Raw genomic sequence first — 24,550 nt, 5'->3', positions numbered from 1 at the left:
TTAGAAGGTATTTAGATTATGGGGATAACACACAATAATTTGCAGAAAAGTACAATAGCAGTTGCTATATCTATAGCGCTTTTCTCTACAGCAAATGCACAAGAGAAGCTAGAGGCAGAGGACTCTTCTGGTATAGAAGTAATATCAGTCACTTCGCAAAAACGTATTCAAAGTATACAAGATGTTGGTATTTCGCTAGCTGCTTTTAATGGCGATAGCTTGCGTGAACAAGGTATTAATAACCCAACGGATATTGATAAAGTTATGCCTAACTTTGCCGTAAGAAACGTTGGCGGTGGCGGTGTACCCGTAGTGATTATGCGTGGTATAGGATTACAAAGTGTTAGAGTTAACGACTCGCCAACCAGTTCTTTTTTTATTGATGAGGTTTACCAAACTTCAATAGCTTCTGCTGAGTTTTCTATGTATGACTTAGAGCGTTTGGAAGTACTTATGGGGCCTCAAGGTGGTCTGTATGGTCGTAATACCATAGGTGGCGCTATTCAAATTATTTCAGCCAAACCTGAAATCGAAGGGGATTTTTCCGGTTATGCCGATTTAGGATTTGGTAGTTTTTCTACTACAGAACTTGAATTTGGCGTTAACGTGCCTGTTTCAGATAAATCAGCCATGAGAATCTCTGGCCGTATTGATTCAAGCGGAGACAAAGATTATTACAGTATTCCTGATGACGTAAAGCATGGAGAGTCTGATCGTTGGGGCTTGAGAATGCAATATTTATATCAACCAACAAATAATGTTGATCTATTGTTTAAGATACATGGGGGCAACGATGAAAGTGAATTACCATTGCAACGTGCTTTAGGGATTTATAACAACATAGGTGACGGTACTGACTTAGGTGCACCTAATGTGTCTCTTGGGTTGTTAAACGGCTTATTTGGCGCTGGCTCCGCGGGATTATGTCAATCAGTTCTTGATGGTAAGGGTAGTGACCCTGCGACCTGTGCAACCTTAACGGGCGTAACACCAAACGGCTATGGTTTAGATGGCAGTGATAAGCATGCCTCAGCAACGGGTGGAAGACTTTCTTACCTTGAAAACGAATGGGTTGGTGCAAGTTTAATTGCCAATATTGATTTTGATTTTGGTACGTTAACGAGTATTACTGCTTATGACACTATTGATTATTTTCGTTATATAGATTCCGACTCAACTATTATTGAATTTCAAGATATAGATTACGGTTCAGATATCAGTTTCTATTCACAAGAATTTAGGTTGGCGGGTCAGGAGAGTGATAGCTTAAATTGGATCATTGGTGCTAGCGTCAGTCATGATGAAATTGTAGAGGATTCTACCTTGCGCGGTGGTGAAGGTATTTTACCACTACTCTTTGGGGGAGGCACGTATTCACATCAAGATTATACCCAAGAAACCGATGCTTTCTCCATTTATGGTCATGCAGATTATGCATTGGCATCTACAGTTAACCTCATTACGGAACTGCGTTATACCGACGAAACCAAGTCATTTTACGGTGGTTCAACCGTTGGTTTCCCTAGTGGATTTGAAACGCCTTTAATTGCCATTGATGACGAAATAGACTTTTCCGCATTTTCTGGGAAAATTGGCCTGATTTGGCGTGTTGATGAGCAAGCTATGCTGTTTACCAATATATCAAGAGGATTTAAAACCGGTGGTTTCTTTGGTGGTTTTGCCACAGACCCAGATCAATTAGCTCCGTTTAATGAAGAAACTATTTTGGCTTATGAAGTAGGCTTTAAGTCAGACCTTCTTGATAACACCTTAAGAATAAATGGTTCGGCCTTTATTTACGACAGGCAAGATGTACAACTTAACGCAGCTAACCCAAATGAAGTTATAAAAATTGCTCGACTCACTAATATTGGTGATGTTGATACACACGGCGCAGAATTAGAAGTTATCTGGGCTGCCACAGAAGATTTAACATTTCAAATAGGATTAGGTTATACGGATGCCGAAATAGCAAAGAGTGATTATATTGTCAATTCGGTATTACCCTTGTTAGGTAGTGCACCGCTAGAAGGCTTAAACTTGCCTAACTACTCAAAATTTAGCAGTAACTTTTTAGCAAGACATGAGCACGAACTAGGAAATAACTATATTGGCATGCTACAGCTTGAATATAGTTACCGATCTGAACAAGATTTATCACTTATCACAAATGCAAAAATAGAAGATCCTATCTTTAAAGAGCCGGCAATTTCATTAGCTAATGTTCGCTACAGTATTAGTGATGTAGATGAACAATGGAAAATTCTGGCTTATATCGATAATGCTTTAGATGAAGAATATCGATTAGAAGCACGTAGTGATGGTTTGTTTGGTGTGCGAGAACGTTATGCCCTAGGGCGAACTGCAGGCATAAAATTTACTTATAATTGGTAATACTTTTATTTTGTAGAACAGAGTCATACATTCGTTATCCCTGTATGGCTCTGATAAGTAATCTCACTTTTTAAAAACTTATCATGCGAGTTATTCAATGATATTTATCAACCGTTAAGGGTAATAAATGTATACCTCTATTAAAATATTCAAATCATCAATTAAGTGTTTTATGTTGATTTTATTCGCGCTAAATACGCAATTATTAATGGCACAAAGCATTGATGAAAAACTAGCTAAAGAACAATTAACCGCCTCTAGCACTTCACTTTATTTAACTATGCGTGATGGTGTACGTATTGCGGTTGATGTTCATTTGCCAACGTCATATAAAAAAGGCGATAAACTACCCGTATTACTCTATCAAACTATATATCAACGCTCTTCTAGAGTGCCATTAGTAAAAAATCCTGATATCGCAAAAGCGAGTGATTGGAAAGCTAGTCCTAAATTAGATCATAAAGAAAGTAGTCCAATAGAATTTTTAGCACTGAATAATGGTTACGTGGTCATTAAAACGGATGTTAGGGGAACGGGTGCTTCTTTTGGTCATAGAAACTCTCCTTTACCTTTAGAAGAGATTCAAGATACTTCCGACATTCTTGATTGGATTACTGAACAACCGTGGTCTAACGGTAACGTAGGTGCTTATGGCATTTCTTATACGGGTATGACAGCTGGCATGGCCGCAACAGTTCAGCACCCCGCATTAAAAGCCATAGTGCTTGGTTGGTCGGCTATTTATGACGAATATAAAAGCGCTATGCAGCCTTTTGGTTTCGTGCAACCAGGCGTAGTGTGTCAATGGAGTGATTTGTTAACTGCTTTATGGAGTAACGATTACAAAAAAGCAGGAAAGGGTATTATGCCTGTTGATGGTGATGAAAATTCGATCTTATTAAAACAAGCGATTAAGGAGCATCAACGTAATGAATCAGTATGTGACTTATTAACACCGCTCGTTTATAGCGATGATAAAATAGGTAAAGATAAATTAAGTGTTCAAACTTTTTCTCAGCGTGATTCTAAAAAAGAAATCGAAGCGTCAGGAGTGGCAATGTTGTCTCTGGCAAGCTGGTACGACACTGGCGCAGTGGATGCGCATTTTGTCCGTATGCAACACTTTTCTAATGAACAAAAAATATTCTTAACGGGTGGACAACATGGTGCACGCTCTCATGCGAGTCCTTATACCGTGAGTGACAAAGTTATTCCTCCAATACCTTCAGGTGACGTGACTTGGGGTAAAGCAATTACCTTTTTTGATTATTACTTAAAAGGCTTAAAAAATGATTACCCTTCGTGGCCAAAAGTAACGTATTGGAACTTAGGTGAAGAAGCATTTAAAACCTCGGATGCTTGGCCAATTGAAAATACTAAAAACAGTCGTTTTTATTTTGATAAGCAACAAGCCTTAACGAGTAAACGTCCGAATTACGTTCAAGAAAGTGACCGTTATCAAGTTGACTTTTCATCGACAACTGGTAGAAATTCTCGTTGGTGGTCAGGTATCGGTTACCCAATGTTGAACCTTAATGCACGCCAAGAAGAAGATAAAAAACTATTAACGTATACGAGTGAACCGCTTACTGAAGATATGCAAATTACTGGCTGGCCAGTTATTTCATTAACTGTATCGTCTACACATAGCGATGGTGCCTTTATTGCGTATTTAGAAGATATTGACGAGCAAGGGAATAGTATTTACGTTAATGAAGGCGGCTTAAGAGCAATTCATAGAAAAGTAATAACTAACCCCGTTGCTGCTTTAGCACACCTTCCTTACCATAGTTTCAAAAAAGAAGATGCGCAGCCACTTGTGCCTAATAAAGTTAGCGAAATAAAGTTTGAAATGATCCCCACCTCAGTAAAAATTGCTAAAGGGCACCGTATTCGTATTGCCATAGCTGGGGCAGACAAAGACAACTTTGTTCGAATACCAAGTCAAGGTCAACCAACCATTAAGGTCTATCGTGGCGGAGATAAACCATCCTATGTTGATTTTCCTGTGGTTAGCAAAACAACTCAACTTGATTAAGTCTATATTGTGTTTGAATTAGTTATCAATGATATAGCAGCACTCCCTATAAGTACTCTAGTATTGCTATTTTTTACATCACTTATTGCTGGTTTTCTACGAGGACTTGCGGGGTTTGGCTCGGGTATGCTTATGGCTGGTCCTATGGTGTTGTTGATCGAACCCACAATTGCGGTGGCAATTATTGTGATATTAGAAGCCAGTATTTCTGTGCCTTTAATTAAAACAGCTAAACAGGATGTTAATTGGCGGCTTGTTAAACGTTTGCTATTAGGCGCTGTTTTTCTTGCCCCTTTTGGAGTACTTGCACTGCAAGTAATGTCAGCGCAATCGGCAGGACAAGTCATTTCTTTGTTGGTTGTTACCGCAGCAATTGCTTTATTGTGTGGTTATCAGCGTAGACGGGCAACAACTAAAGTAAAAGAAGTTACTGTAGGTGGTGTTTCTGGTTTTTGTTGTGGTATGGCTGGTATCAGCGGTCCGCCTGTGGTTTTGTATTTGCTGTCAGGACCACACAACCATAAAGAAATGAGGGCTACATTGATTTATTATTTTGCGTTGATTGATTTTTATGTATTGGCTGCGTTATTAATATTAGACGGATTTAGTTTGATGCCGTTTGCTGTTTCATTAGCTTGTTTTCCTCTAATGTGGCTTGGTGCTATGTTAGGTTGTAAACAGGTCGCAGCAACTAACCCGTTACAATATAAAAGGTGGGCTTTATTGACGATAATTACAGGTAATATAATTTCTCTTGTTGTAGTGTTGTTACGTTAATGACACTATTTACTTTTTAAATTTCAGCAAAAAACTCCAAGCTAGTGGGTGGTTATAAAAATGACAGAGACTCTAACGTCACAACGTAAAGCGCCAAGTCAAAAACGTGCTCAAACCACAGTAAAAAGAGTGCTAGAGGGCACTTTGCAACTGTTAAAGGAGCAAGGCGCTGATGCTATTACGACACGTAATATATCAAAAATTACTGGCGTTAGTCCTGGTTCTATTTATCAGTATTTTGGCAATAAAGAGCAAATTTTGTTCACCCTTTATGGAGAGCGATTAAAAGACTCTGTAGGCATTTTTAAATTAGTATCAACCAAAGAAAACCTTGCGTTACCCTTAGCTGATTTCTGGGCATTACTAGGTCAAGCTCTAGTTGATGTAGGCTGGGGAAGAGTTGAAGATGTAGAGTTAACAAAAGCTATTGCTGAAAGTCCTTTAGTAAAAGAGGCTGTAAAGCCTATTTTAGATGAGCTTTATGATGGCCTAATCTATATTATGCGTAGCTATGGCTCAACTTGGCCTGAGGAAGATCTTAAACATTTAGCCGAATATGCTTTTGGTATTAACCATTTCGGCTATAACTTACGAATTCGTCAAAGTGGCCAAGCGGCAGATAAAACTTTAGTGTTAACTCGTGAGATTGAATATTATCTAATTTGTAAAGCCGTTAATGAAACTCCACCATAAACACTCTACTTATGATAAATACATATTTCTTAAAGCGAACATGCCGTCAATATAATTATCAGCTTTTTTGTGTGTAATAATGTTGGCGCTATAGTCTATTAGGCTTCAGGTGATTTTTGGCAAGTCTGTATTTTACTTTGCTCTTCTTCATCACTAACAAGTACTTGTTTAAGCAGTTCCATACGTTGTTTAACGGCAACCCCATAACTATGATCATCACCCCATACTTCAGATAAAACATGCATTGACTCTCTATCATGCTCTGAAAATAATTGACCTGCACGTTTAGCACTTTCTTGGCTATTTCCGAGTAATTCTAGCGCTGAAACACCTAAGCCTAAGGCTGACTCGAACGTTTCTCGTTTAATGGTTTTTACCCCAATACGTATTAATTCATAGGCATGATGACGGTCAATCGCGCGGGCGACAATTTGTAAATTAGGATAATGTTTTTGAGCAAGCTGAGCTATTTCAATGATTTTATCGGCATCATCAATGGCTATTACTAATAATTGTGCTTCTTGCGCGCCCGAAGCTTCTAATAAGTCTTTTCGAGCGGCATCGCCATAAAAGACTTTATTACCAAATTTTTTCAGCAGATCTATTTGCGTTGGACTGTGGTCTAGAATAGATAAGTGATAGCCTTGAGAGCCAAGAAGGCGACCGACTATTTGACCAAAACGACCATAACCTGCAATGATAACGCTTTTTGTTGCTTCAATATCTTCTGGTTTATCAAATTCTCTAGCGTTTTCTGCTTCCTTATCGAGTACTTTTTCATAGAATATCAATAAAACAGGCGCCATCAGCATAGAAATGGCGACGACCAAGGTAGTAATTTTACTTTGTTCTGGCGTGAGTATTTGTAAGGAAGAGGTGAGTGATAGCAGCACAAAAGCAAACTCACCCCCTTGCGCTAAGGCAAGTGTAAAGAGCAGTTTTTGCTTTTTTTCCATTTTGAATAAAATAGATAGCAAGAATAAAACAGCCGCTTTGATAGCAATTAATGACACCACTAACAATGTCACTAAACCCAGCTCTTCAAACAATAATGGAAAGTCTATTGATGCACCGACAGTAATAAAAAACAAACCAAGTAAAAGCCCTTTGAACGGTTCAATATCTACTTCCAATTCATGTCTAAATTCACTTTCGGCTAAAACTACACCGGCTAAAAATGTTCCTAGGGCTGGTGATAGACCTATCTTTTGCATGATTACCGCAATCACTATCACAAGAAACAAAGCAAAGACGGTAAACAACTCTCGTAAGCGTGTCTCGGCGATATAACGAAATAAAGGTGCTGAAACATACTTACCAGCCAATATAATGGCGGCAATCACACCGACTGATATCGCTGTTTGAATGTACACCGGAAAATGTTCAATCAAGTTCCCGTGAGAGCCTGAGTCGCTAATGTTGTCACTAAATGCTAATAAAGGGACTAATGCCAAAATGGGGATCACAGCAATATCTTGAAAAAGTAAGACTGAAAAGGCGTTTTGACCCGCTTCTTGTTTTATCCAACCTTTTTCATTTAATGTCTGCAAAACAATGGCGGTTGATGAAAGTGCCAACATTAAGCCTATGGCAAGCGAGGTTTGCCATGCCAGTGACAAAATGGTGTAGCAGGCCGCAGAAATTAATAGGGTTGTCACCACAACTTGCAAGCCGCCTAAGCCAATAATGGAATGTCTTAACTTCCACAAACGAGAAGGCTGTAATTCAAGGCCAACTAAAAATAGCATCATCACAACACCGAACTCGGCAAAATGCATTACATCAGTTTGATCGCCTACTAACCCCAATAAAAATGGTCCAATCAAAATACCAGCTAGCAAATAACCTAGTACGGAGCCTAAGCCGACACGCTTTGCTATGGGCACCGCAATTATTGCCGCGGCGAGATATATCACAGCCATTTCTAACATCGCTTACTCCTGATAGGTTTTTATTTTTTTGTTAATACTAAGCCATGCAAACTTTATTATTAACACTATGACCAATAATAGCTTGATTAATGGGGATTAACTTTAATTATTAATGCTGTCACCATTTTATGGTGGTGGATATATTCAAATAAATTGTGACTCTAATCCTAAAAAAACTCTAAAATAATAGGGTTGAGTTAACGTTTATCTTGGGGGAAATAATTATAATAAAGGGCTTCTTTATACGCTTAGTGGAAGCTAGCAACTAGTTAATCCTAAGGTCCGCTTCAAGACTACACTGGGGACATTAACTGCTCCATAAAGTTCTTGGTGCACTTTTACCTGAGTTAAACGCATAAGTCTGTCAATATTTAGGAAACTTGTTACAATGCTCTTTTTTGATTTTAGGTAGACTATGAATAATAGTAATGATCCGCTACACGGCGTGAAACTTGAACAGATTCTAACCGAACTGGAGAAGAAAATTGGTTGGGATAAGATGGGTGAGTTACTTAACATTCGTTGTTTCACCAATAAACCGCGTCTTAAATCAAGTTTGAAATTTCTGCGTACAACTCCTTGGGCACGCAGTAGAGTTGAAATTTTATATCTAAAAACATTTTGTAGTAAGCATAAAGAAACGGGGAAATTAATCAGGGGGATACTCGCCCAGAATACAGCAGTAGCAGAAACGACTTCCACCAAGCCCGCTTCCTTTGTTTGGCCAACATCGAAAAATAAATAGACTTATGCCACAATGAAGACATTAGTATTTGAAAATTTTTGTATGTTTTGATCTACAGCGGAAATGGCTTAACAATCACATTCCTCTAGCAGCTTCCCGATAGTTGACGTTCCCCATAGATAAAAACTTTAAGCTTTTGATGATGACTTTTTACCAATAAGTCATTCAGCCTCTATGTTAACTAAGCTACCATTGCCGTCAGTCGCGAAGTTGCATTGGGATGACTTCAAGGCTCTAAGCTGCCATTGAACTTCCATCACTTGATGTTAACTTTGAGTCTATAGCGTTCATCAATTCAGACTTTAATACCGCTATTTTGCAATTTCACCTTAAGAGTAGGTGGTTATAAAGTCATTCTTATGGCACTAAGTTTAGTTCTTTAGAGCACTCTTAACTAAATTTATAAATTCTGGTTCGTTTGCAATTGTTGAATACCAATAGTTAGTTTCTATAAGCGGCAGCATTGCGATATTTATAGGTAATATTATCACTCCTTTGTTTTTTAGCATTAATGCGACTATTTCTTTTGCTGTATATTGACCAGACAAAATGTTGTAAGTAAAACATTTTTCAACTAAAGCAGGATAGCCATTACAATTTTCATAGCCATGCTCAATTAAGGTTTGATTATAGCTTTCAAAATCCATGCTATTTTTGAGTTTTTCATTTAAGTAAATAGCATAAATACTATAATCAAGTTTATTGTTTAGATTAGGGATAACACCTTCAATGAAACCTACAAAGTGTTGCTCATTTTCAACATAGCTGTTCACATCTTTGATGTCACCTAATAAACTTTTGCTAAATAATGTAATTGATTTTGTTCGTAAATTATCCATATGACCAAAGTCTACTTCTTGATATTGTATTCCTTTATCTCTCACTAATTTTGCCAACTCAACTGCTATCAAGTAATCGTCACCAATTTTCAAAGCCTGTTCAAAAGTAATCTCATTGAAAAAAGAACCTAAAGAATTTCTATAGTATTTTAAATTATCATCATTAGATTTTTTTATGATTTTAAAAGCAGATGAAATATTATTTTCAGCAATCAATCCAAATATCTCATCCCTAATACTTTGTATATGTTGAGGTTGTAATTCTCTGCCTTTATCTATTACCTCTCTCATCTCAGCTAGACGGTTTTCTTTCTGATAAAGGCTCATCAAATTGCTTCTTGAAGAGGTATTTAAGGGGTCTTTAGATAAAACACTTTTATGCATTTCAATAATGTCATTCCTAGACAAGTGCGAATATATATTGGCGTAATAAGCATAAATAAACTTTAACTCACTGCTTGAAGGGAACTCACTAACACTATGTTTAAAATACTCAATAGACTGAACGTTATAACCCTCGCCTGAAAGCCACATGCCAATGGCCATACTTTTTTCAGCAAACTTCTCTGGAGACGATAGTAAATCTCTAATCAATAGTTCAGCATTTTTTTGCTGTTCAATATTTAATGCTCTTATGTAACGATTATATCTTGCATAAAGGTTATAAAGTTGAGCCTTAGCTAATAAAAAATCATGGTCTAGTTCAATGGCTTTTTCCAGTAACTTCTCGGCATCTTTTATGCCTGAAGGAGTACGTTGATGAAATAAAGGTAATGATTTTAGATAAAGCTTATAGGCTTCGGGATTATCTGATTTTGCTAAAGCAGAACTTTGAAGGTCACCTTTAAGGATGTTGAGCTTCAATGCTTGAGTAATAGCAAATGTGAGTTGATCCTGAAGAACAAAAACATCTGTTAACTTTTTGTCGTAAGTTTCCGACCATATGTGATGCTGGGTGGTCGCATCAATTAACTGAGCAGTAACTCTTAGTTTGTCTTCTGATTTTCTGATGCTTCCTTCTAAAATAAACTGAGCACCTAATTGTTTTCCAATTTGGTTAATATCCTTTTTTTCATTTCTAAATTGAAAGGAGGATGTTCTAGCTATAACTTTAAGGCTAGATATTTTTGTTAATGAGTTTAATATTTCTTCGGCAATACCGTCACCAAAATACTGTTGAGTCCCTCCAGGGCTCATATCTTTAAAAGGTAATACAGCAATGGTTAAGTCTAATTTTTCATTGATTTGAAAAGTAAAAAACTTGTCATAAACAATAAAACTTATTAACAGAGCTATTATAAACATTAAAGATGCATTGAGTTTTTGACCTGTTTCTTGACGAATAGATTCATCTTCCTCGACATCTTTAGTGAACTTCATACCCTCAGGGGTGAGTTCAAATGCCCAAGCTATTACGCACGAAATAGGAAAACCAATAATAAGAACAACAGTAACGATTGTTCCAAACATTATAGGTAGATTAAGAGAGGGGGAGATAACAGCGATAATTTGCAACACTAGCCAAGTGGTGAGTAAATAAACACTCGCTACTTTAAAGATATTTCTACGTTTTAATTCAGTAAAAAACTTCATATGCCCTGTAATTTTAAGTTGTTTTTCTTTGTTAGATTAAAGTAGCACCTTAAAAGGTATGATTCAATTTTCAGACAATTATGAAACTAACTAATGGTTGCAATGCTGGAGGAGAAACTTCTTAATTTAAAGGCTCTATGACCGCTTTAGTGGCGTTGTTGCCAGTCATTGGGGTATTTTGGTTAAGTGAAACATATGTCTTCTGAAAGCTCAAAGCTGCTAGTGGGAATACATCTCAGAACGCTAATTGATAAAAAATGGTTGGCAAAAGCTTATCGACGGTCTGGACTGAAAAGCATTATTAAAGTTCACACTCAAGTTCATGATAAATCAACAGGCAAAGATACAGCAGAAACCCGTTGGAATATTAGCTCGTTAGATTTGCACGTAGTGCAAGCGCTCAATGCGGTTCGTAGTCATTGGCAAGTTGAAAGTATACATTGGATGCTTGATATGACCTTTAGAGTAGATGAATCGAGAATATGTAGAAAGCAAGGTCCTCATGTATTTAATGTAATGCGAAAGATAGCGATGACACTATTTAAACAAGATACGACTAAGTTAGTTAGTATGGCGAGAAAAAAGAAAATGGCAGGGCTTGACGATGATTATCGCTCAAACCTGTTAGAATCTGGGATTAAAATGCGCTAGCCGTTTATGCTTCTACCCTCAAACACAGATTGGTCTGACTAAGTATAGGGCTTCGCGCTATTATGGTGGCTTACCCACCAATACCGCCGAAACAGGTTACGGTTAGTTGTGTACCTCTATCCTCCTATGACTTCCTTCAGACTCACCGTCAGCCAGTAACGCCCTTGCCAACTTCGCTGAGCAAACATAAAAAAAGGCCCATAAAGGGCCTTTCAACTTTCCGTTAGTTGTTAACTAGCGGTTATCTACTTCAACTAAGGTAGCGCCTATCAGGCCTCCTGCGTCAGAGTGACCTATTACTCCAAAATGCCATTTTCCATTGGTTGCACCGGTCCAGTCTACGCCAATTGTCTCCGTCGCACCCAATGTTGCTGAACTGGGTGCACTGGCAACTGTCAGACTGCCGCTAGCCATGGGAACTACCCAGCTGTAAAGTTCATAGTCAGTGCTCCCGCCTGGGGCAGACCAACCGTGAACCCAAAGGGTGTAGGTGTCATCTCCTGGAAGTTCCATTTCAATCAACTCATCGGTACCACCATTGGCACTCACGCCAACGATATTACCAACAGAGTCCAAAAGGAATATATCCAGATCTGCGTTCGGATCAGCTACGCCGGGGATCGCAATTCGTAAATACGCCGCACCACTTACTACAATAGCGTGTGCGTTAGAGAATGTATCGCCTGGGTCAAATATTTGATCCGGATCCTGAACAACGCTGTCGATATCAACAGTGGCTGCAGTCAAACCATAGCCGCTGGCCGTGTAATCACCAGTGTAGCCGAAAGTCACGTCAATGCTTGCGCTGCCAGTCTCACTGCTTCCAGTGATGTTAGCAGGTGCTTCAAATAGAGCCCCCTTGACTGCAATTGGGCTGTACACGGAATAATGATCATTTGAATCTCTCCAAGTGATGGAGCCGTGGGCCCACTCGCCTGCAGGAGATGCCGTGTTGGTAATGGTAACTGCATAAGTTGCCGACATACCGGATTTAAGTTTTATGCTGGCTGGCAACACCGAAACCTCATATCCAGCAGGAGCATCAACGTCAACGCTGTAAGTTCTCCAACCGCTATCTTTGGCGACCCCAGTAACAGATCTATAAACGGTTTTGCTGCCGATAACATTGGCTATACCGATAGAAGGCAGATTGAGATTAGCCGGGTCAGTAGGAATCCCTAAGGATTCCAAAAAGCCGCAGGTTCCCGGACTAAATATGCCGAGCTCGGCGCCACAGCTATAAGCTGCATACTCGAACAAACCTGCTTGATAGGCAAGGCCGGGCTCAAATATCGATCCCTTGTTTGCTTTGCCGCCGGGGTTAACATGACCAGCGCCCATATCAAACGCATCAGCTGGAGTCGCTTCGTCTTCCTTCATCACATCCTGATACGCGGTGGTCATCAGGGCCGATTTGGCGGTAGATGGCGACCAGTTAGGGTGAGCTTGTTTGATCATTGCAAACAAACCAGCCACATGAGGGCTGGACATGGACGTTCCGGATATCATCTGAAACAGTTCACCACGGCCTTCGGATGCGGGTGTTTGGCCCGCAATGATGTTAACACCGGGAGCTGTTACGTCTGGTTTGATAATATCCCCAGATAACAGGTTGGGGCCTCGAGATGAAAAGCCAGCCATTGAAGGTGCGTCTATTTCTGTATAGGTGCCACCCATTATTTGGGCAACCGCAGTTGAGGCATCGTTAGAGATATAGCCTTTGATAACTAGACCGTCTGTATTGTTGATATGCACAGAGGGAACCCAGTGTGAATCAGTAACTTGACTCTCGCCGTCGTTGGCATTGTAGAGGATCATGCCTGCGCCACCAGCAATATTTACTGCCTTACTTTTGTCTACACGGGCAATAGCCCCCCGAAGACACAGGACAATTTTCCCGGCCACTGCCACTGGATCTAAAACACCGGGAATGCATAGTTCACTCCCCGCTTCTGCAGAATCGATTAGTGCTAATTCAGCGGTGCCTGCAGTGATTGAAGCTCCAAAAAATTCCCACTCTCCGACTGAAGAGGCCGAGCCCTGATAAGTTCGATTCTGGGTGCTGGCACCCACAGAGGTTACCCACGGTGTTGAGGCAGGGGAACCTGTTGTAGCTGGGGCTGGACCGCTGTTACCATTCGATGTCGCAACAAACACTCCGGCATTCTCGGCAAACAAAAAGGCAACATCATCGGGACCGATTGCAAAGCTACTTGATCCGATGGAGTAGTTGATAACGTCTACACCGTCAGCTACTGCCTGGTCAATAGCAGCTGCTAGGTCAGATCCAAAACCGCCCAGATCACCAAGCCCTTTATACATAACGATGTGAGCTCTTGGGGCAATGCCTGAAATCAGACCATAGTCATTGCCTAACATATTCGCTGGGACGTTTGCATTTCCGCCTGATGTTGAAGAAGTATGAGTTCCATGTCCATCTTCGTCTCTAGCAGAGTCAAACTCATCACTCGTTGCGCCCACGATAAGGCGATAAGTGTCCAGCATCTGTCTGGCACCAATCAGTTTGTTGTTACAGCTGAAGGCAACATCATCTGGACGGTGTCCCGTGTTGCCAAATTCGCAATTTGGACGCGAGTCATCAAGTAAAATAGGGGGGGTGCTGTAAGATCCGTCGTCAGTAAACGACGGATGTTCTGGCCAGATTCCGGTATCAATTACGCCGATAACGATGCCTTCGCCGTCATAACCTTTAAGCCAGGGACCCGCCGGACCACCTAAATCAAGAAAACTGGGACTGTTATCCGTCATCTTCTGGCGCAATACATCGGGCATAACTTTCGCGACACCATCCTGCGAGGAAAGAGCTACGGCTTGCTCGTGAGTCATTTTGGCACTAAAGCCGTTAAGAGCGATGCCGTAGTCATGCACCTTGTCTTTAGATTTGACATTAGCCTTTGCAAGAGCCGCGTCGTGGGTCTTGCTGAGCATGCTGGTGTATTTACGAACATTAGCGCTTTTGGGGTTTATCTTTTTATTTTTGCCCGGTTTAGTGGCCTTAAAGCCCTTGATATCGCCCTCATAAGCAATTGCAGGGTTCAGGTCCATAATAACAATGTAGGAGCCATACTCTGATTTGGGGATTTCTTTTTTTCCTTTGGCGCTAACGCCTTGGGAGATCACGAACATTAGTATAATTACCCACATGAGTGGGAGTATATTTTTCATAATAATAGTTTCCTGCCTGTTTTATTATTGAGTTGTTATTACATCTTTAAATTTTAAATTAAAAGAAGACATCAATAGCTACTGGCTACTGTTCGTGTAATGAACATTACCAGTGTAGTCAAGATACGAATCATTTCCAGTTAGCATGCTATGAGTCAAATGACTATTTTGGTGAACAGGTAGATATATTAAATATTTATTCTACGACTGTTTTGTCGCTTTGGGTTACAGAGGCTATGACTGCTATGGTGGCTTAGTTCACATTCAGGTTTAACGACTCATTGACAAAAGTCATCATCAAAAGGCACATGTTTTTATCTATGGGGGAACGTCCGTTATCAGGAAGATGTTTACATGATGTGGTTGTTCAGCTATGTCGGCTATAAATCAAAACATACAAATATTTCAGTATGAACATACAAATGCTAAATTCCGAAATGTGGCATGAGTCGCCCTTTAAATTATGTAATATATTCATACTACGGATAAGTATACCGCTCTACTTACCTCCTTATGGACAAACTTTATTGTCGCTGCACATCTATCTCTTCGCTCGATGGGGTGGATGAACTTCTCGTTACTACGACCCCTATATTTCGAATATTCGGTCAACAAGTCATACTTGGCATGTAAGCAGCAAAATGCCTATTCTCAGAATCAAGTTCAATACCTAAATAGTTAGTATAGAATTTTATGTAAGACAAAAGGAACCTGTTAACTTTTACATGTGATAGCCGCAATTTTCCGGTCTTATCTGGCTCTGCAGACATACCAGGAAGACCACCGAATGTTTTTCGATTAGAAGCTTTTGTGATAGCAAATGTATAACTTTCTTCCATCAATAGGCAGAAAAAACGTTTCAAAGTACCGAATTCAAACTCTACAGGTCCACTAGCCGCAATAGTAATGCCGAGACGCACCTCAAGTATTTTACGATGTAACGCGGACAACTTAGTAAGCCTAAATTTTTCAGAGTCCAGCAGCCCCGTTGAGCGGAAATTTGGTTGTGCCATGAGTTCACGCATTATCCCCCTAAACGGAATTGCGGCAAAACAACCCCATATCCAGTTATGCCCGTCGGGGTGGTAAGCGTTCGCGAATTGTGTTTGATGTGAAATACTCATTCGCGGTAATTGAAAATCGTGGAAACGAGCATCGAGATCATGTATGTCTCGATGGCCACCAGATGTATTTATTTGGTCGCTATTTACAAGAATTGGGCCCCCAATAAATGAATGAGAGAATATGCTCAATTCATGTAAAGTATTTGGGGAATCTACGCCTATTTCTCTAACCGCGGCATAAACATGTGTGATTGAAAGGAAACCCTCTTGTTCCTCATTAAAGGTCCATTCACCATCCCCATCTCTGCGATGATAAAGATGGTTCTTGATTCTTTTGAATCTATGTTTGGGCACCGCCGTAATGATCCGCCTACCGTTAGGATCGATAGATATTTTTATAATATTCGCCTGTCCTGACTGGAAGTCAAATGTATGGAAATGAATTTCTTCCCCCTTATTTTTAGCCTCAAGCATCTTCATACGCTTCGAAATTCTCTTAGAAAATCCAAGGCCATGGCGAGAGTAGTCGAAGCCAGCTACCAATATGAACTGTTTCAACATACTTCAATCACAGCTTTACGCATTAATTTCGGGTAAATCACTCCCATCCCCCAATACCACTAACGAAGTAGGAATAATTACTATCCACGGCACTCCTATCGCCTTAGCACCTATTGAAAATTGGGTTACTCCTTGCAAAGTCGGTCCAATATCGTCATCCAGCATAATTGTTTGCTGTTCCTTATTCACCGATTTAATCATATACGTTTTGCCATCGATATTGATTTCTCGATTAACATCATCGTCATCAAATAAGGTGTTTTCACCGGTAACCTGCGCTTGGGGATCTCCTGTTACATAGGAAAGTGTTCCCTTAGATTTAAAATAAACAGCACCTTGTTGCGCTTTCATTTCTTCGGTGATTGAAAGGAAGGGATCTACTGACTCTTCTTCGTTATCTATATCAAGACACGAGATAATTGTAGCACCCTCATTTCCATCCCACGGGAGTTTACCAGTGGAGAGGTATGTGTTTACAGCATTTACAAATCCTGGTCGAACGGCAATATTGAGACGACATGAGCCTGCTTGTAGGAAAGCTTGAAAAATAGGATCAGTGTCTTCTATTCTGCTTGTGGTAGGCCAATCCTTCTTTTTCCCCCAATAATAAGGGTAAAAGAGATATTGTAAATTCTCCCACTCGAAGGCCTGCTCTACAAATCTTATTTCTTGTCCCTCGCTCCATGCCTCATCAACATTTTGTTGTGGGTATCCATATTCACCTACATTCTCTTGCATGGCGTCAAATTCAGCAAAGGTCTGCCCTGTCATTTGGGTAATAACTTGGCGTTTTAATTCATTAAGGATGATTTTTTGATTTTCTAACGGGTTTTTACCTTGAATATCTACACTGCCAAAATTTTCTTCGCCGGATATGGCTTCTTCGTATTCTTCCTTGAGCATTTCGTATCTGTTCATAATAGCGTTGAACGTTGATATTTGCCACGCTGTCATCGTGGTATAGGTTCTTTTACATTCCACTTCCAAAGTGGCCGTGAACAAGCCCAAATACCTCAATGACATGGCAACAGGTAGTATCATTTCTTCATTATCTAATATGAGTGCTATATTCTGTATATCCGCCAGCGAAGGGGCAGGTACTAACTCTCCATCTACTATGGGCTGATTTCCCCCGACATCAATATTTAACTGGCTCTTTTGTACAAAGATACTTCTTCTACCTATAGCAATCTCGCCATAAACATACGCATCACTCGTATTCAAATTTAGCCAAGCTTTTTTGGCTTGATATCCGGGCGGGATCTTGAGCGTCATATCTGCAAATCCCGCAAAAAAACCCTGTTGCTCAAAGGGCTGTTCCACCGCAATCTTAAAAACGTCTTTATCATACGCAGTAGATACTGTTACAAATTTGGCTGGTGGTGGTTCAATATCTTGAATATTATAAGCCTTCACCCAGTCTAGATAATTTTCCACGGTCAGAGTACCTGGTGATAGCGGGATATACTTGCCTCTGATGCAGTATCCCGGTTTCAAAGGCTTGGAAATAGTACTACCTTCTTTTGGACGACGTGTTGCTAGATACCTTATGAAAGCAGCAGGCTCTGGAATTATTACTTCGATAAGCTCCCGTTTGCCGTAATTAAATACCTGGGCTTCATATTTTTTGTTTACCCAGCTATAGATTCCATTAATATGTTCAGCGTCAGCTTCCTGGTTTTTAAAGGAATGTTCATTAATAACTTCAACTTCATCAATGGTAAGCATAGTACGCTTTTCTTTGATTTTTTCCTGTATGCGATGAACACTTCTGTCGACCACTTCTTTGCTATAACTGGTCGAAAGGCTCTCTGTTTTAGAGCTAGAGTTGTCCGTCGCAATGCCTGCGTTTGCACTAAATTCTACAGAGATACCGTAAGTTCCACTGACTGTAAGTCCTGCTTCTTTTTGAGTACTCTCCTGCATCTCTTTATTAATTTCTTTTTGAAGCTCAAATCGAGTAGTCGTTTCCAGATCTCGTTCTGTCTCTTCTTCCCTGTCCAGTTCAAATGAAGTAAACTCTTCCGTTTTGTGTAACGTTCGATGGTTGCGTGAACGCTTTTCACTGGCCATAACATTTTCTATATGTGCTATCTCACCAATTTCGTAGCCTATCAATTTTTGCTTGACGACTTGTAACTCTCCAACACCCAAAGAATTGAATCGACAAAGTTTAAGAGGATAATCGGCTTGCTTAATGGGATCGTCTTTGGACGACAAAGGACAATCTCCTGATGGAAATTTAATGGGGGGAGCATCTGGATCATAGTATGCTTCATCGGCTTGGCTGCCAACATTAACATTGTATTCGCCAAACCTCGACATAACAGTATTTGTGGGCACGGCATGGAGGTTGTTGGCAATGTTAAGATTTCGTTCTTCTAGTCGAGTAATTGCAAAAGAGGCCTCTATTTTATCTGAATTACTACCAATCGCCTCTAGACGTTCTTTTGTTTGTTGACTAATATTTTTGGATATACCTTGTGCGAGAATTGATTGAAAATCGATTCTGTTTTTTTGTGGCTTTCTGGCAGGAATGCTGACTTTGTTTGATACGGGTAATAACCCAAGCCATCGACCAGCTCTTTGAATAATTCCGCTATAAACAGCAGGGATTTCCTGCGCTTTAGACTCAGGAGGAGCTTTCTCAAGTTGTAACATGCGGCGCCTTTCCCAGTCTTTATCATAGGCTAGAGTTAGTTCTTTAATCGCACTGTTATTGCCATCGTATTCTTCAACTGCCTTTTTTACTCGTTCCTTATTTTCTTTAATTTGTTCCGTATTTTCGTCGTCGACCTTTGGTAATCTTTCTGATGATCTTTTCGAAACGATAAGCTTTGATACAGTGATTGTTTTCGCTAAAGCTTCATCAATCGACTTATCGTCAGAGATAGCCTCATTTTTTACCTGAGAAATTACATGTAGGCTACGAATTGCACGTTCAATACTCCTAAGGTCTGCCTTTTTTTCCTTACCCAATAACAGAGTAGCATTGAAACTGTCATCAAGCCGACTCTTCCAGTTTACTAGATTTTCATCTGTGATATTCAACCTATCCAATTCTGTTTTGACAATAGAAAGCTTACCCTTGCCCGTTTTACTATGTATTTTTACAGCTAAATCAGAGAGTTCCGCATTAAGACTTTTCAAACTGGAAGTATAGACTGTTGCATCATCACTGAGTTTATTGTTCACATAATCATTTGCGATCTTCACAATTACAGGTAAAGGTGAATTTAGCTTGTTTGCGTCATTAAGCATTTGTAAAAGTACACTGGAATCTTCACCATTCCCACTGGCATCAATTCTAGCCGCATCTACATCACTCACATTATCCGGCTCTCTGATTGCCATAAACCTGAATACATCTGAACGTTCCATACGCATTATATTTATCCCTTTATTATTCGTAGATATATAACTGCAACGAACTGTAAAATATTGCCGTATTGATAAGCATATATGTAATTTGTGATTACGTGATATTGAGTTTAGCTTGTTAATTTTGAAATACTAGATCCGTAAATGATAGAAGTGATTGATAAAGCTAATACTGATTTACTTAAAAAAACGTATGTGGATATTCGAAAATTTCAAGATTAGACGACTATGGTCATATTAGTTGGGCATTAATATCTAAAACCAGTCTATTATGACTACTATATATATGAGGGAGTGGGGATTTATTATCATTTACTTCGGTTTAGCTAACAGATGAATCATTAAAATTAACTAGTGTAATGTCTGCTTACTTATCAAAGTGAACATAAAACGGGATGGTTTTGACCCGTGAATTAGGTCAGCAGTGTTGCAAAAGCGGAAGTTAGCTTTTGAGTTAATAACAGCAGAGCAGAGATTCTAAAACTTCCTTTTTCATTCAAAATTCACATCCATTCACAACTAAAACTTTTGCATGGCGCTAGATCTCAAATCGCCAAAGCAGACATTGGAATTATTTAAGTTTTGAATAAATATAGAGTATTAAGTCTAAGGCGCAATCGCCCCCAAAACGACTTCTAAAACAATGTTCGCTTTGTGAAAATTCAAAATTAAAGACCTGGCGCCATGGTTCTTATTTTTGTAAGTTGGCTAATAACTTTTCACAGCTTGCTTTGAGTTGCTGTAATTCAGCTATTTGAAGTTGGCTTTTACAGAAAATCGCTTCTGGTACTGATTCAGCCTGACTTTTTAACTGTTGGCCTTGAGTGGTTAAAAATACCAATCTAACACGCTCATCTTCATCACTACGTTCGCGCGTTATAAAGCCTTTTACTTCTAAACGTTTTAGTAAAGGAGTTAATGTACCTGAGTCGAGATGTAAGTCATGGCCGAGATCCTTCACGTTAATACCACTTTTCTCCCAAATTACCATCATGGTTAAATATTGAGGATAAGTCAGATCGAGTGCGCTCAGTAGCGGACGATAAGAACGAATTAACGCATTTGAAGCGCTATAAAGTGAAAAGCAAACTTGATTCTTTAATAATAACTGAGGCGTTTCTGCTCCATTTTGATCGCAAGCTGTTGTTGATAAACTCATATTATACCTCTGACTAAAAAAGATTGTGCACAATATACTTGTATTTTGCTTTTTAATCGAGCTATAATCACTGAAATTGAATTGCCCACAATCTAATTGCGAGCAATTATAGTAAATACCTAACTAATTAAATATGTTCAAAAGGAAATCATTATGACAACGCTATATACAACAACAGCAACTGCTTCTGCAGGACGTAACGGACAAGTAAGCACAGATGATAATATGCTCGACCTTGCACTAAGTTACCCAAAAGAGATGGGGGGAACGGGCGCAGCAACAAACCCTGAACAGTTATTTGCAGCGGGTTACGCTGCTTGTTTTTCAAATGCCATTTTACATGTAGCGGGAGGGCAAAAATTAAAATTAGCGACAGCACCTGTCTCTGCAGAAGTGGGTATTGGTCCTAATGAAGCGGGTGGTTTTGCATTAAGCGTTTCATTAGCGGTAACGTTAGAACTGGATGATGAGCAAGCAATCGCATTGGTTAAAACTGCACATCAAGTCTGCCCATACTCAAATGCCGTTAATGGTAATATTGATGTGAAACTGACCGTCAATGGCGCTGCATTATAATTCGCTTTATTTAGATAGTCATTAGACAGTAACAAACAAGGATTGAAAAAATGAACACTATGTTATTAACGCTTGGACGTGTTTTACTCGCATTATACTTTCTGGTTCCCGGTATCATGAAATTTGTATCTTGGGATATGCATATACAGCTAATGGAAAAACACAATATGCCATTTGTCCCTGTGTTATTAGTATTGGCGGGTATTTTCCAAATAGTCGCTGCTTTGATGCTAATTGCAAATCGATTTACCGGAATCGTCGCATTGTTATTAGCAGGCTTGGTGTTAGTCATTAATATTTCGTTGCATGATTTTTGGAATTTTTCGGGTCTAGATGGCGCACATGAAATGCAAAATTTCATTAAGAACTTAGGCATTTTTGCGGGATTATTGGTACTTTCTGGTCATTCCTTGCCGGCATTTTTACAAAAAGAAAAGTAATGTTTTTAATTTTCATAAAGTTTATGAGTAATCTAGCTGCTTAATAGTTATTAATTTATCAAAAGGTTCGAAAACACAAATGATCCATAACCTCATTACCCCAGGCCTTACTGCTTTTATTCTAATTGCAGGTGCTACAGCAACTTCTAATGCCGTAGCTAATGAAAATAAAATTCAAGCAAATGATTTCGTTGAAATATTTGTAAAGCTAGGTGGAAAACATCCAGGCTATAGAAAGGCACATGCTAAAGGTTTGTGTGCCTCAGGCACTTTTTTACCAGCGCCCAATAAGCACTTCCAAGGTTCAGCACTGTTGTCCAACGGTGAACTGCCCGTATCTATGCGCTTTTCATTAGGTGGTTCTAACCCAACTAGTGATGAAAAAGCACCCGGCACTCGCGGTATGGGTATGCAAATTGAACTACCTAATGGCTCTTTACATACTTTCACGGGCAACAACTTCCCAGTCTTTGCAGGTAAGGATCCAGAAACTTTTCATGGCTTTTTATCAACATTACTTCCTGATGAAAATGGAAAGTCGGACTCTGCCAAAACAATAGCATTCATTCAGAAGCACCCGAGCGTGCAAGCTAATGCCATGTGGAATCAAACAGCTAAAACACCTGCATCTTATGCCAATACAGAGTTTTTTGGCATCCACACGTTTTACTTTGAACAATCAAATGGGCATAAAACTAAATTTCGCTGGAACATTAAGCCGAGCTTAGGTGTAAAGACAATGGAAAAAGCAGAGGCGGCTAATAAGCCAACCGAGTTTTTAGCTGATACTTTTGCTCAACAACTTAAAAACGAAACTGTTCGTTTTACAATTATGGCAAGCTTAGGTGAAGCTGAAGATAGCGATATTGACCCATCACAACAGTGGCCTAGTGAACGTCCTCAAGTAGCTCTTGGAACAGTGACGGTTAAAACTAGTGGTGGGGATGCATGCAAAAATACTAACTTTGATCCTAATATTATGTCCGCTGGTTTTATGCCAAGCGCAGATCCAGTTTTAAAAATACGATCACAAGCTTATGCTATATCTTTTGGCAAAAGATTGAGCGGTCAATAAATAACTACCAAATATAATTATTTTAGGACATCCGTTTGGAATCAATGGGGTGTAGTCTTAGCTATACCCTTTGGTTGAAAGCTCAAGTGCCAATCAATGTTGCAGTCAAAGAAAATAAAAAACGTCTAGCTAAGTTCAATGTCAGCCATCGTATCTTAGTTAACATTTAGCCAGTGACTTCTTCAACTAGCCAATTGCGGACATTAAATCTTTGCAAATTCAGGAGCATATTTAGGGCAATATTAGCCAAGATTTTTTGCTCACTTGTGGGGCGGGTTTAATCTCATTGCAGACGGTGGGCTTTCATCCATCAACACTAACTATTGCAGCCATAGTCTATTGTTATGTTTTTTAGCCTCAAAATATATAAGTGATATCAATAGTGAACTGACTATAATATAACCTAAATTGAATGAGGCTTTCCAAAAGTAGGAATAATTACTTTTAGAGGATCCATGTTTAATTTCTTAATTTCTTCATTAAGAGTCTCAATTGGATCATTATATCCCTCATCAGTTAACTTAAAAGTCCCAAAGTGAATACCGATCATCTTCTTACTTTCTAGGTCTCTAAATGCTTGTAGAGACTCCTTTGGGTTAAGGTGGGCATCTTTCATGAACCATCTAGGTTCATACGCTCCAATTGGAATCAAAGAAAGATCCGGTGCACCAAGTTTCTCTTTAATTTTTTTAAAGAATTTCCCGTATCCAGTGTCTCCTGCAAAGTAGATCTTATAATTATTTTCAATATAGAACCCACCCCAAAGCATTTCCCTTTTATCGAATAGACCTCTGGCTGACCAATGCTGGGAAGGAACAAAAGTAATCTTAGTATTATTAGCTGTTATATTTTGCCACCAATCCAGATCGACAGCGGCTTCAATTCCATTTTCTTCCAGAAATGACTTTGTTTTCAATCCTGCAACGAATTTGGGAGCATCTCTATCGTTTAATCGCTTGAGCGTATCAAGATCTAGATGGTCATAATGATTATGAGATATAAGAACGATATCTATTGAAGGCAGATCATCAAAGGCAATACCAGGTTTAACGACTCTTTTGGGTCCAGCAAATTGAACAGGTGAAGCTCTGAGTGAATAATGAGGATCTGTTAGTATGTTTAAATTATCAATCTGAATAAGAACTGATGCATGGCTGATTACAGTAATTAATGGCTTTACCGATCTTTGGCTAGAGGGTTTAAACTGCTTGGAGTCAATTTCATCTGGCCAAGGAGTAGACTCACTTATAGCCTTAATTTTCCAACTGAGTAGGTCAAATATACTTTTATCGTCAAAAGGCTCAATGTTATCAAATTTAACACCGTCAAAAGGGGCATTAGTCTTTGTATAAGGTTGAGATACACAGGAGGATAGTAAAACGGTAAATATTAACGCTGAGAGTTTTTTCATTTAGCTTGCTCATTTTTTTCTTAGTATTTATTTAAA

Annotated in this window: 15 protein-coding genes and 1 pseudogene; 9 read left to right on the top strand and 7 right to left on the bottom strand. The window is 39.3% G+C overall.

The window, feature by feature from the left end; translation table 11 throughout:
• The first annotated feature begins 18 nt into the window (after positions 1-18).
• From CPS_RS14935 to CPS_RS22960, 4 genes are all read left to right on the top strand, one after another.
• Complete coding sequence (locus tag CPS_RS14935) at positions 19-2,394, top strand: TonB-dependent receptor (RefSeq protein WP_011044106.1); 2,376 nt, start codon at positions 19-21, stop codon at positions 2,392-2,394.
• A 127-nt stretch (positions 2,395-2,521) separates the two neighbouring features.
• The gene (locus CPS_RS14930) at positions 2,522-4,432 is read left to right on the top strand and encodes a CocE/NonD family hydrolase (protein ID WP_011044105.1); all 1,911 of its coding nucleotides are present in this window, start codon (positions 2,522-2,524) and stop codon (positions 4,430-4,432) included.
• Between the two features lie 9 nt (positions 4,433-4,441).
• Positions 4,442-5,209, top strand: a complete 768-nt coding sequence (locus CPS_RS14925) for a sulfite exporter TauE/SafE family protein (RefSeq protein ID WP_011044104.1) — start codon at positions 4,442-4,444, stop codon at positions 5,207-5,209.
• 60 nt (positions 5,210-5,269) lie between these two features.
• Entirely contained in the window at positions 5,270-5,902 is a 633-nt protein-coding gene (locus CPS_RS22960) for a TetR/AcrR family transcriptional regulator (RefSeq protein ID WP_011044103.1), read from the top strand.
• Positions 5,903-6,000: 98 nt separating this feature from the next.
• On the opposite strand, the gene CPS_RS14915 is transcribed toward CPS_RS22960, so the two are convergent.
• Complete coding sequence (locus CPS_RS14915) at positions 6,001-7,833, bottom strand: monovalent cation:proton antiporter-2 (CPA2) family protein (RefSeq protein WP_011044102.1); 1,833 nt, start codon at positions 7,831-7,833, stop codon at positions 6,001-6,003.
• A 415-nt stretch (positions 7,834-8,248) separates the two neighbouring features.
• On the opposite strand from CPS_RS14915, the gene CPS_RS14910 reads away from it, so the two are divergent.
• Complete coding sequence (locus CPS_RS14910; RefSeq protein ID WP_011044101.1) at positions 8,249-8,578, top strand: VF530 family DNA-binding protein; 330 nt, start codon at positions 8,249-8,251, stop codon at positions 8,576-8,578.
• Between the two features lie 371 nt (positions 8,579-8,949).
• On the opposite strand, the gene CPS_RS22955 is transcribed toward CPS_RS14910, so the two are convergent.
• On the bottom strand, positions 8,950-11,010 hold the full coding sequence (locus CPS_RS22955; protein ID WP_011044099.1) for an adenylate cyclase: 2,061 nt from the start codon (positions 11,008-11,010) through the stop codon (positions 8,950-8,952).
• 243 nt (positions 11,011-11,253) lie between these two features.
• Between CPS_RS22955 and CPS_RS14900 the strand changes: the two are divergent.
• A pseudogene (locus CPS_RS14900) lies at positions 11,254-11,661 on the top strand (ISAs1 family transposase); the annotation flags it as partial.
• A gap of 234 nt (positions 11,662-11,895) precedes the next feature.
• Here CPS_RS14900 and CPS_RS14895 read toward each other — a convergent pair.
• The 4 genes from CPS_RS14895 to CPS_RS14880 all read right to left on the bottom strand — a co-directional run bounded on the left by CPS_RS14895 (position 11,896) and on the right by CPS_RS14880 (position 21,012).
• Positions 11,896-14,847: a S8 family peptidase gene (locus CPS_RS14895; protein ID WP_011044096.1), complete on the bottom strand. Its 2,952-nt coding sequence runs from the start codon at positions 14,845-14,847 to the stop codon at positions 11,896-11,898.
• Between the two features lie 608 nt (positions 14,848-15,455).
• Positions 15,456-16,472, bottom strand: a complete 1,017-nt coding sequence (locus CPS_RS14890) for a hypothetical protein (RefSeq protein WP_011044095.1) — start codon at positions 16,470-16,472, stop codon at positions 15,456-15,458.
• 15 nt (positions 16,473-16,487) lie between these two features.
• A complete protein-coding gene (locus CPS_RS22950; RefSeq protein WP_011044094.1) occupies positions 16,488-19,859 on the bottom strand; it encodes a hypothetical protein in 3,372 nt (1,123 codons plus the stop codon).
• 685 nt (positions 19,860-20,544) lie between these two features.
• On the bottom strand, positions 20,545-21,012 hold the full coding sequence (locus CPS_RS14880) for a MarR family winged helix-turn-helix transcriptional regulator (protein ID WP_011044093.1): 468 nt from the start codon (positions 21,010-21,012) through the stop codon (positions 20,545-20,547).
• A 153-nt stretch (positions 21,013-21,165) separates the two neighbouring features.
• Between CPS_RS14880 and CPS_RS14875 the strand changes: the two genes are divergently transcribed.
• From CPS_RS14875 to CPS_RS14865, 3 genes are all read left to right on the top strand, one after another.
• A complete protein-coding gene (locus CPS_RS14875) occupies positions 21,166-21,588 on the top strand; it encodes an organic hydroperoxide resistance protein (RefSeq protein ID WP_011044092.1) in 423 nt (140 codons plus the stop codon).
• A gap of 50 nt (positions 21,589-21,638) precedes the next feature.
• Complete coding sequence (locus tag CPS_RS14870) at positions 21,639-22,028, top strand: DoxX family protein (RefSeq protein ID WP_011044091.1); 390 nt, start codon at positions 21,639-21,641, stop codon at positions 22,026-22,028.
• 79 nt (positions 22,029-22,107) lie between these two features.
• Positions 22,108-23,103 (top strand): catalase family peroxidase, encoded by a 996-nt coding sequence (locus tag CPS_RS14865; RefSeq protein ID WP_011044090.1) that lies wholly within the window; start codon positions 22,108-22,110, stop codon positions 23,101-23,103.
• Positions 23,104-23,506: 403 nt separating this feature from the next.
• Here CPS_RS14865 and CPS_RS14860 read toward each other — a convergent pair whose 3' ends face one another.
• Positions 23,507-24,514, bottom strand: coding sequence for an MBL fold metallo-hydrolase (locus CPS_RS14860; RefSeq protein ID WP_011044088.1), 1,008 nt, complete (start codon positions 24,512-24,514; stop codon positions 23,507-23,509).
• Positions 24,515-24,550 lie beyond the last annotated feature (36 nt).

It is taken from the genome of Colwellia psychrerythraea 34H, assembly GCF_000012325.1.
Taxonomy (GTDB): Bacteria; Pseudomonadota; Gammaproteobacteria; order Enterobacterales; family Alteromonadaceae; genus Colwellia; species Colwellia psychrerythraea_A.
This window is presented reverse-complemented; position numbering and strand designations above follow the sequence as displayed.

Coding starts and splice junctions, on each gene's coding strand:
- CPS_RS22960 (WP_011044103.1), top strand. CDS start 5,270: ATGACAGAGACTCTAACGTCACAACGTAAAGCGCCAAGTCAAAAACGT.
- CPS_RS14935 (WP_011044106.1), top strand. CDS start 19: ATGGGGATAACACACAATAATTTGCAGAAAAGTACAATAGCAGTTGCT.
- CPS_RS14880 (WP_011044093.1), bottom strand. CDS start 21,012: ATGAGTTTATCAACAACAGCTTGCGATCAAAATGGAGCAGAAACGCCT.
- CPS_RS14930 (WP_011044105.1), top strand. CDS start 2,522: ATGTATACCTCTATTAAAATATTCAAATCATCAATTAAGTGTTTTATG.
- CPS_RS14910 (WP_011044101.1), top strand. CDS start 8,249: ATGAATAATAGTAATGATCCGCTACACGGCGTGAAACTTGAACAGATT.
- CPS_RS14865 (WP_011044090.1), top strand. CDS start 22,108: ATGATCCATAACCTCATTACCCCAGGCCTTACTGCTTTTATTCTAATT.
- CPS_RS22955 (WP_011044099.1), bottom strand. CDS start 11,010: ATGAAGTTTTTTACTGAATTAAAACGTAGAAATATCTTTAAAGTAGCG.
- CPS_RS14895 (WP_011044096.1), bottom strand. CDS start 14,847: ATGAAAAATATACTCCCACTCATGTGGGTAATTATACTAATGTTCGTG.
- CPS_RS14890 (WP_011044095.1), bottom strand. CDS start 16,472: ATGTTGAAACAGTTCATATTGGTAGCTGGCTTCGACTACTCTCGCCAT.
- CPS_RS22950 (WP_011044094.1), bottom strand. CDS start 19,859: ATGCGTATGGAACGTTCAGATGTATTCAGGTTTATGGCAATCAGAGAG.
- CPS_RS14875 (WP_011044092.1), top strand. CDS start 21,166: ATGACAACGCTATATACAACAACAGCAACTGCTTCTGCAGGACGTAAC.
- CPS_RS14870 (WP_011044091.1), top strand. CDS start 21,639: ATGAACACTATGTTATTAACGCTTGGACGTGTTTTACTCGCATTATAC.
- CPS_RS14915 (WP_011044102.1), bottom strand. CDS start 7,833: ATGTTAGAAATGGCTGTGATATATCTCGCCGCGGCAATAATTGCGGTG.
- CPS_RS14860 (WP_011044088.1), bottom strand. CDS start 24,514: ATGAAAAAACTCTCAGCGTTAATATTTACCGTTTTACTATCCTCCTGT.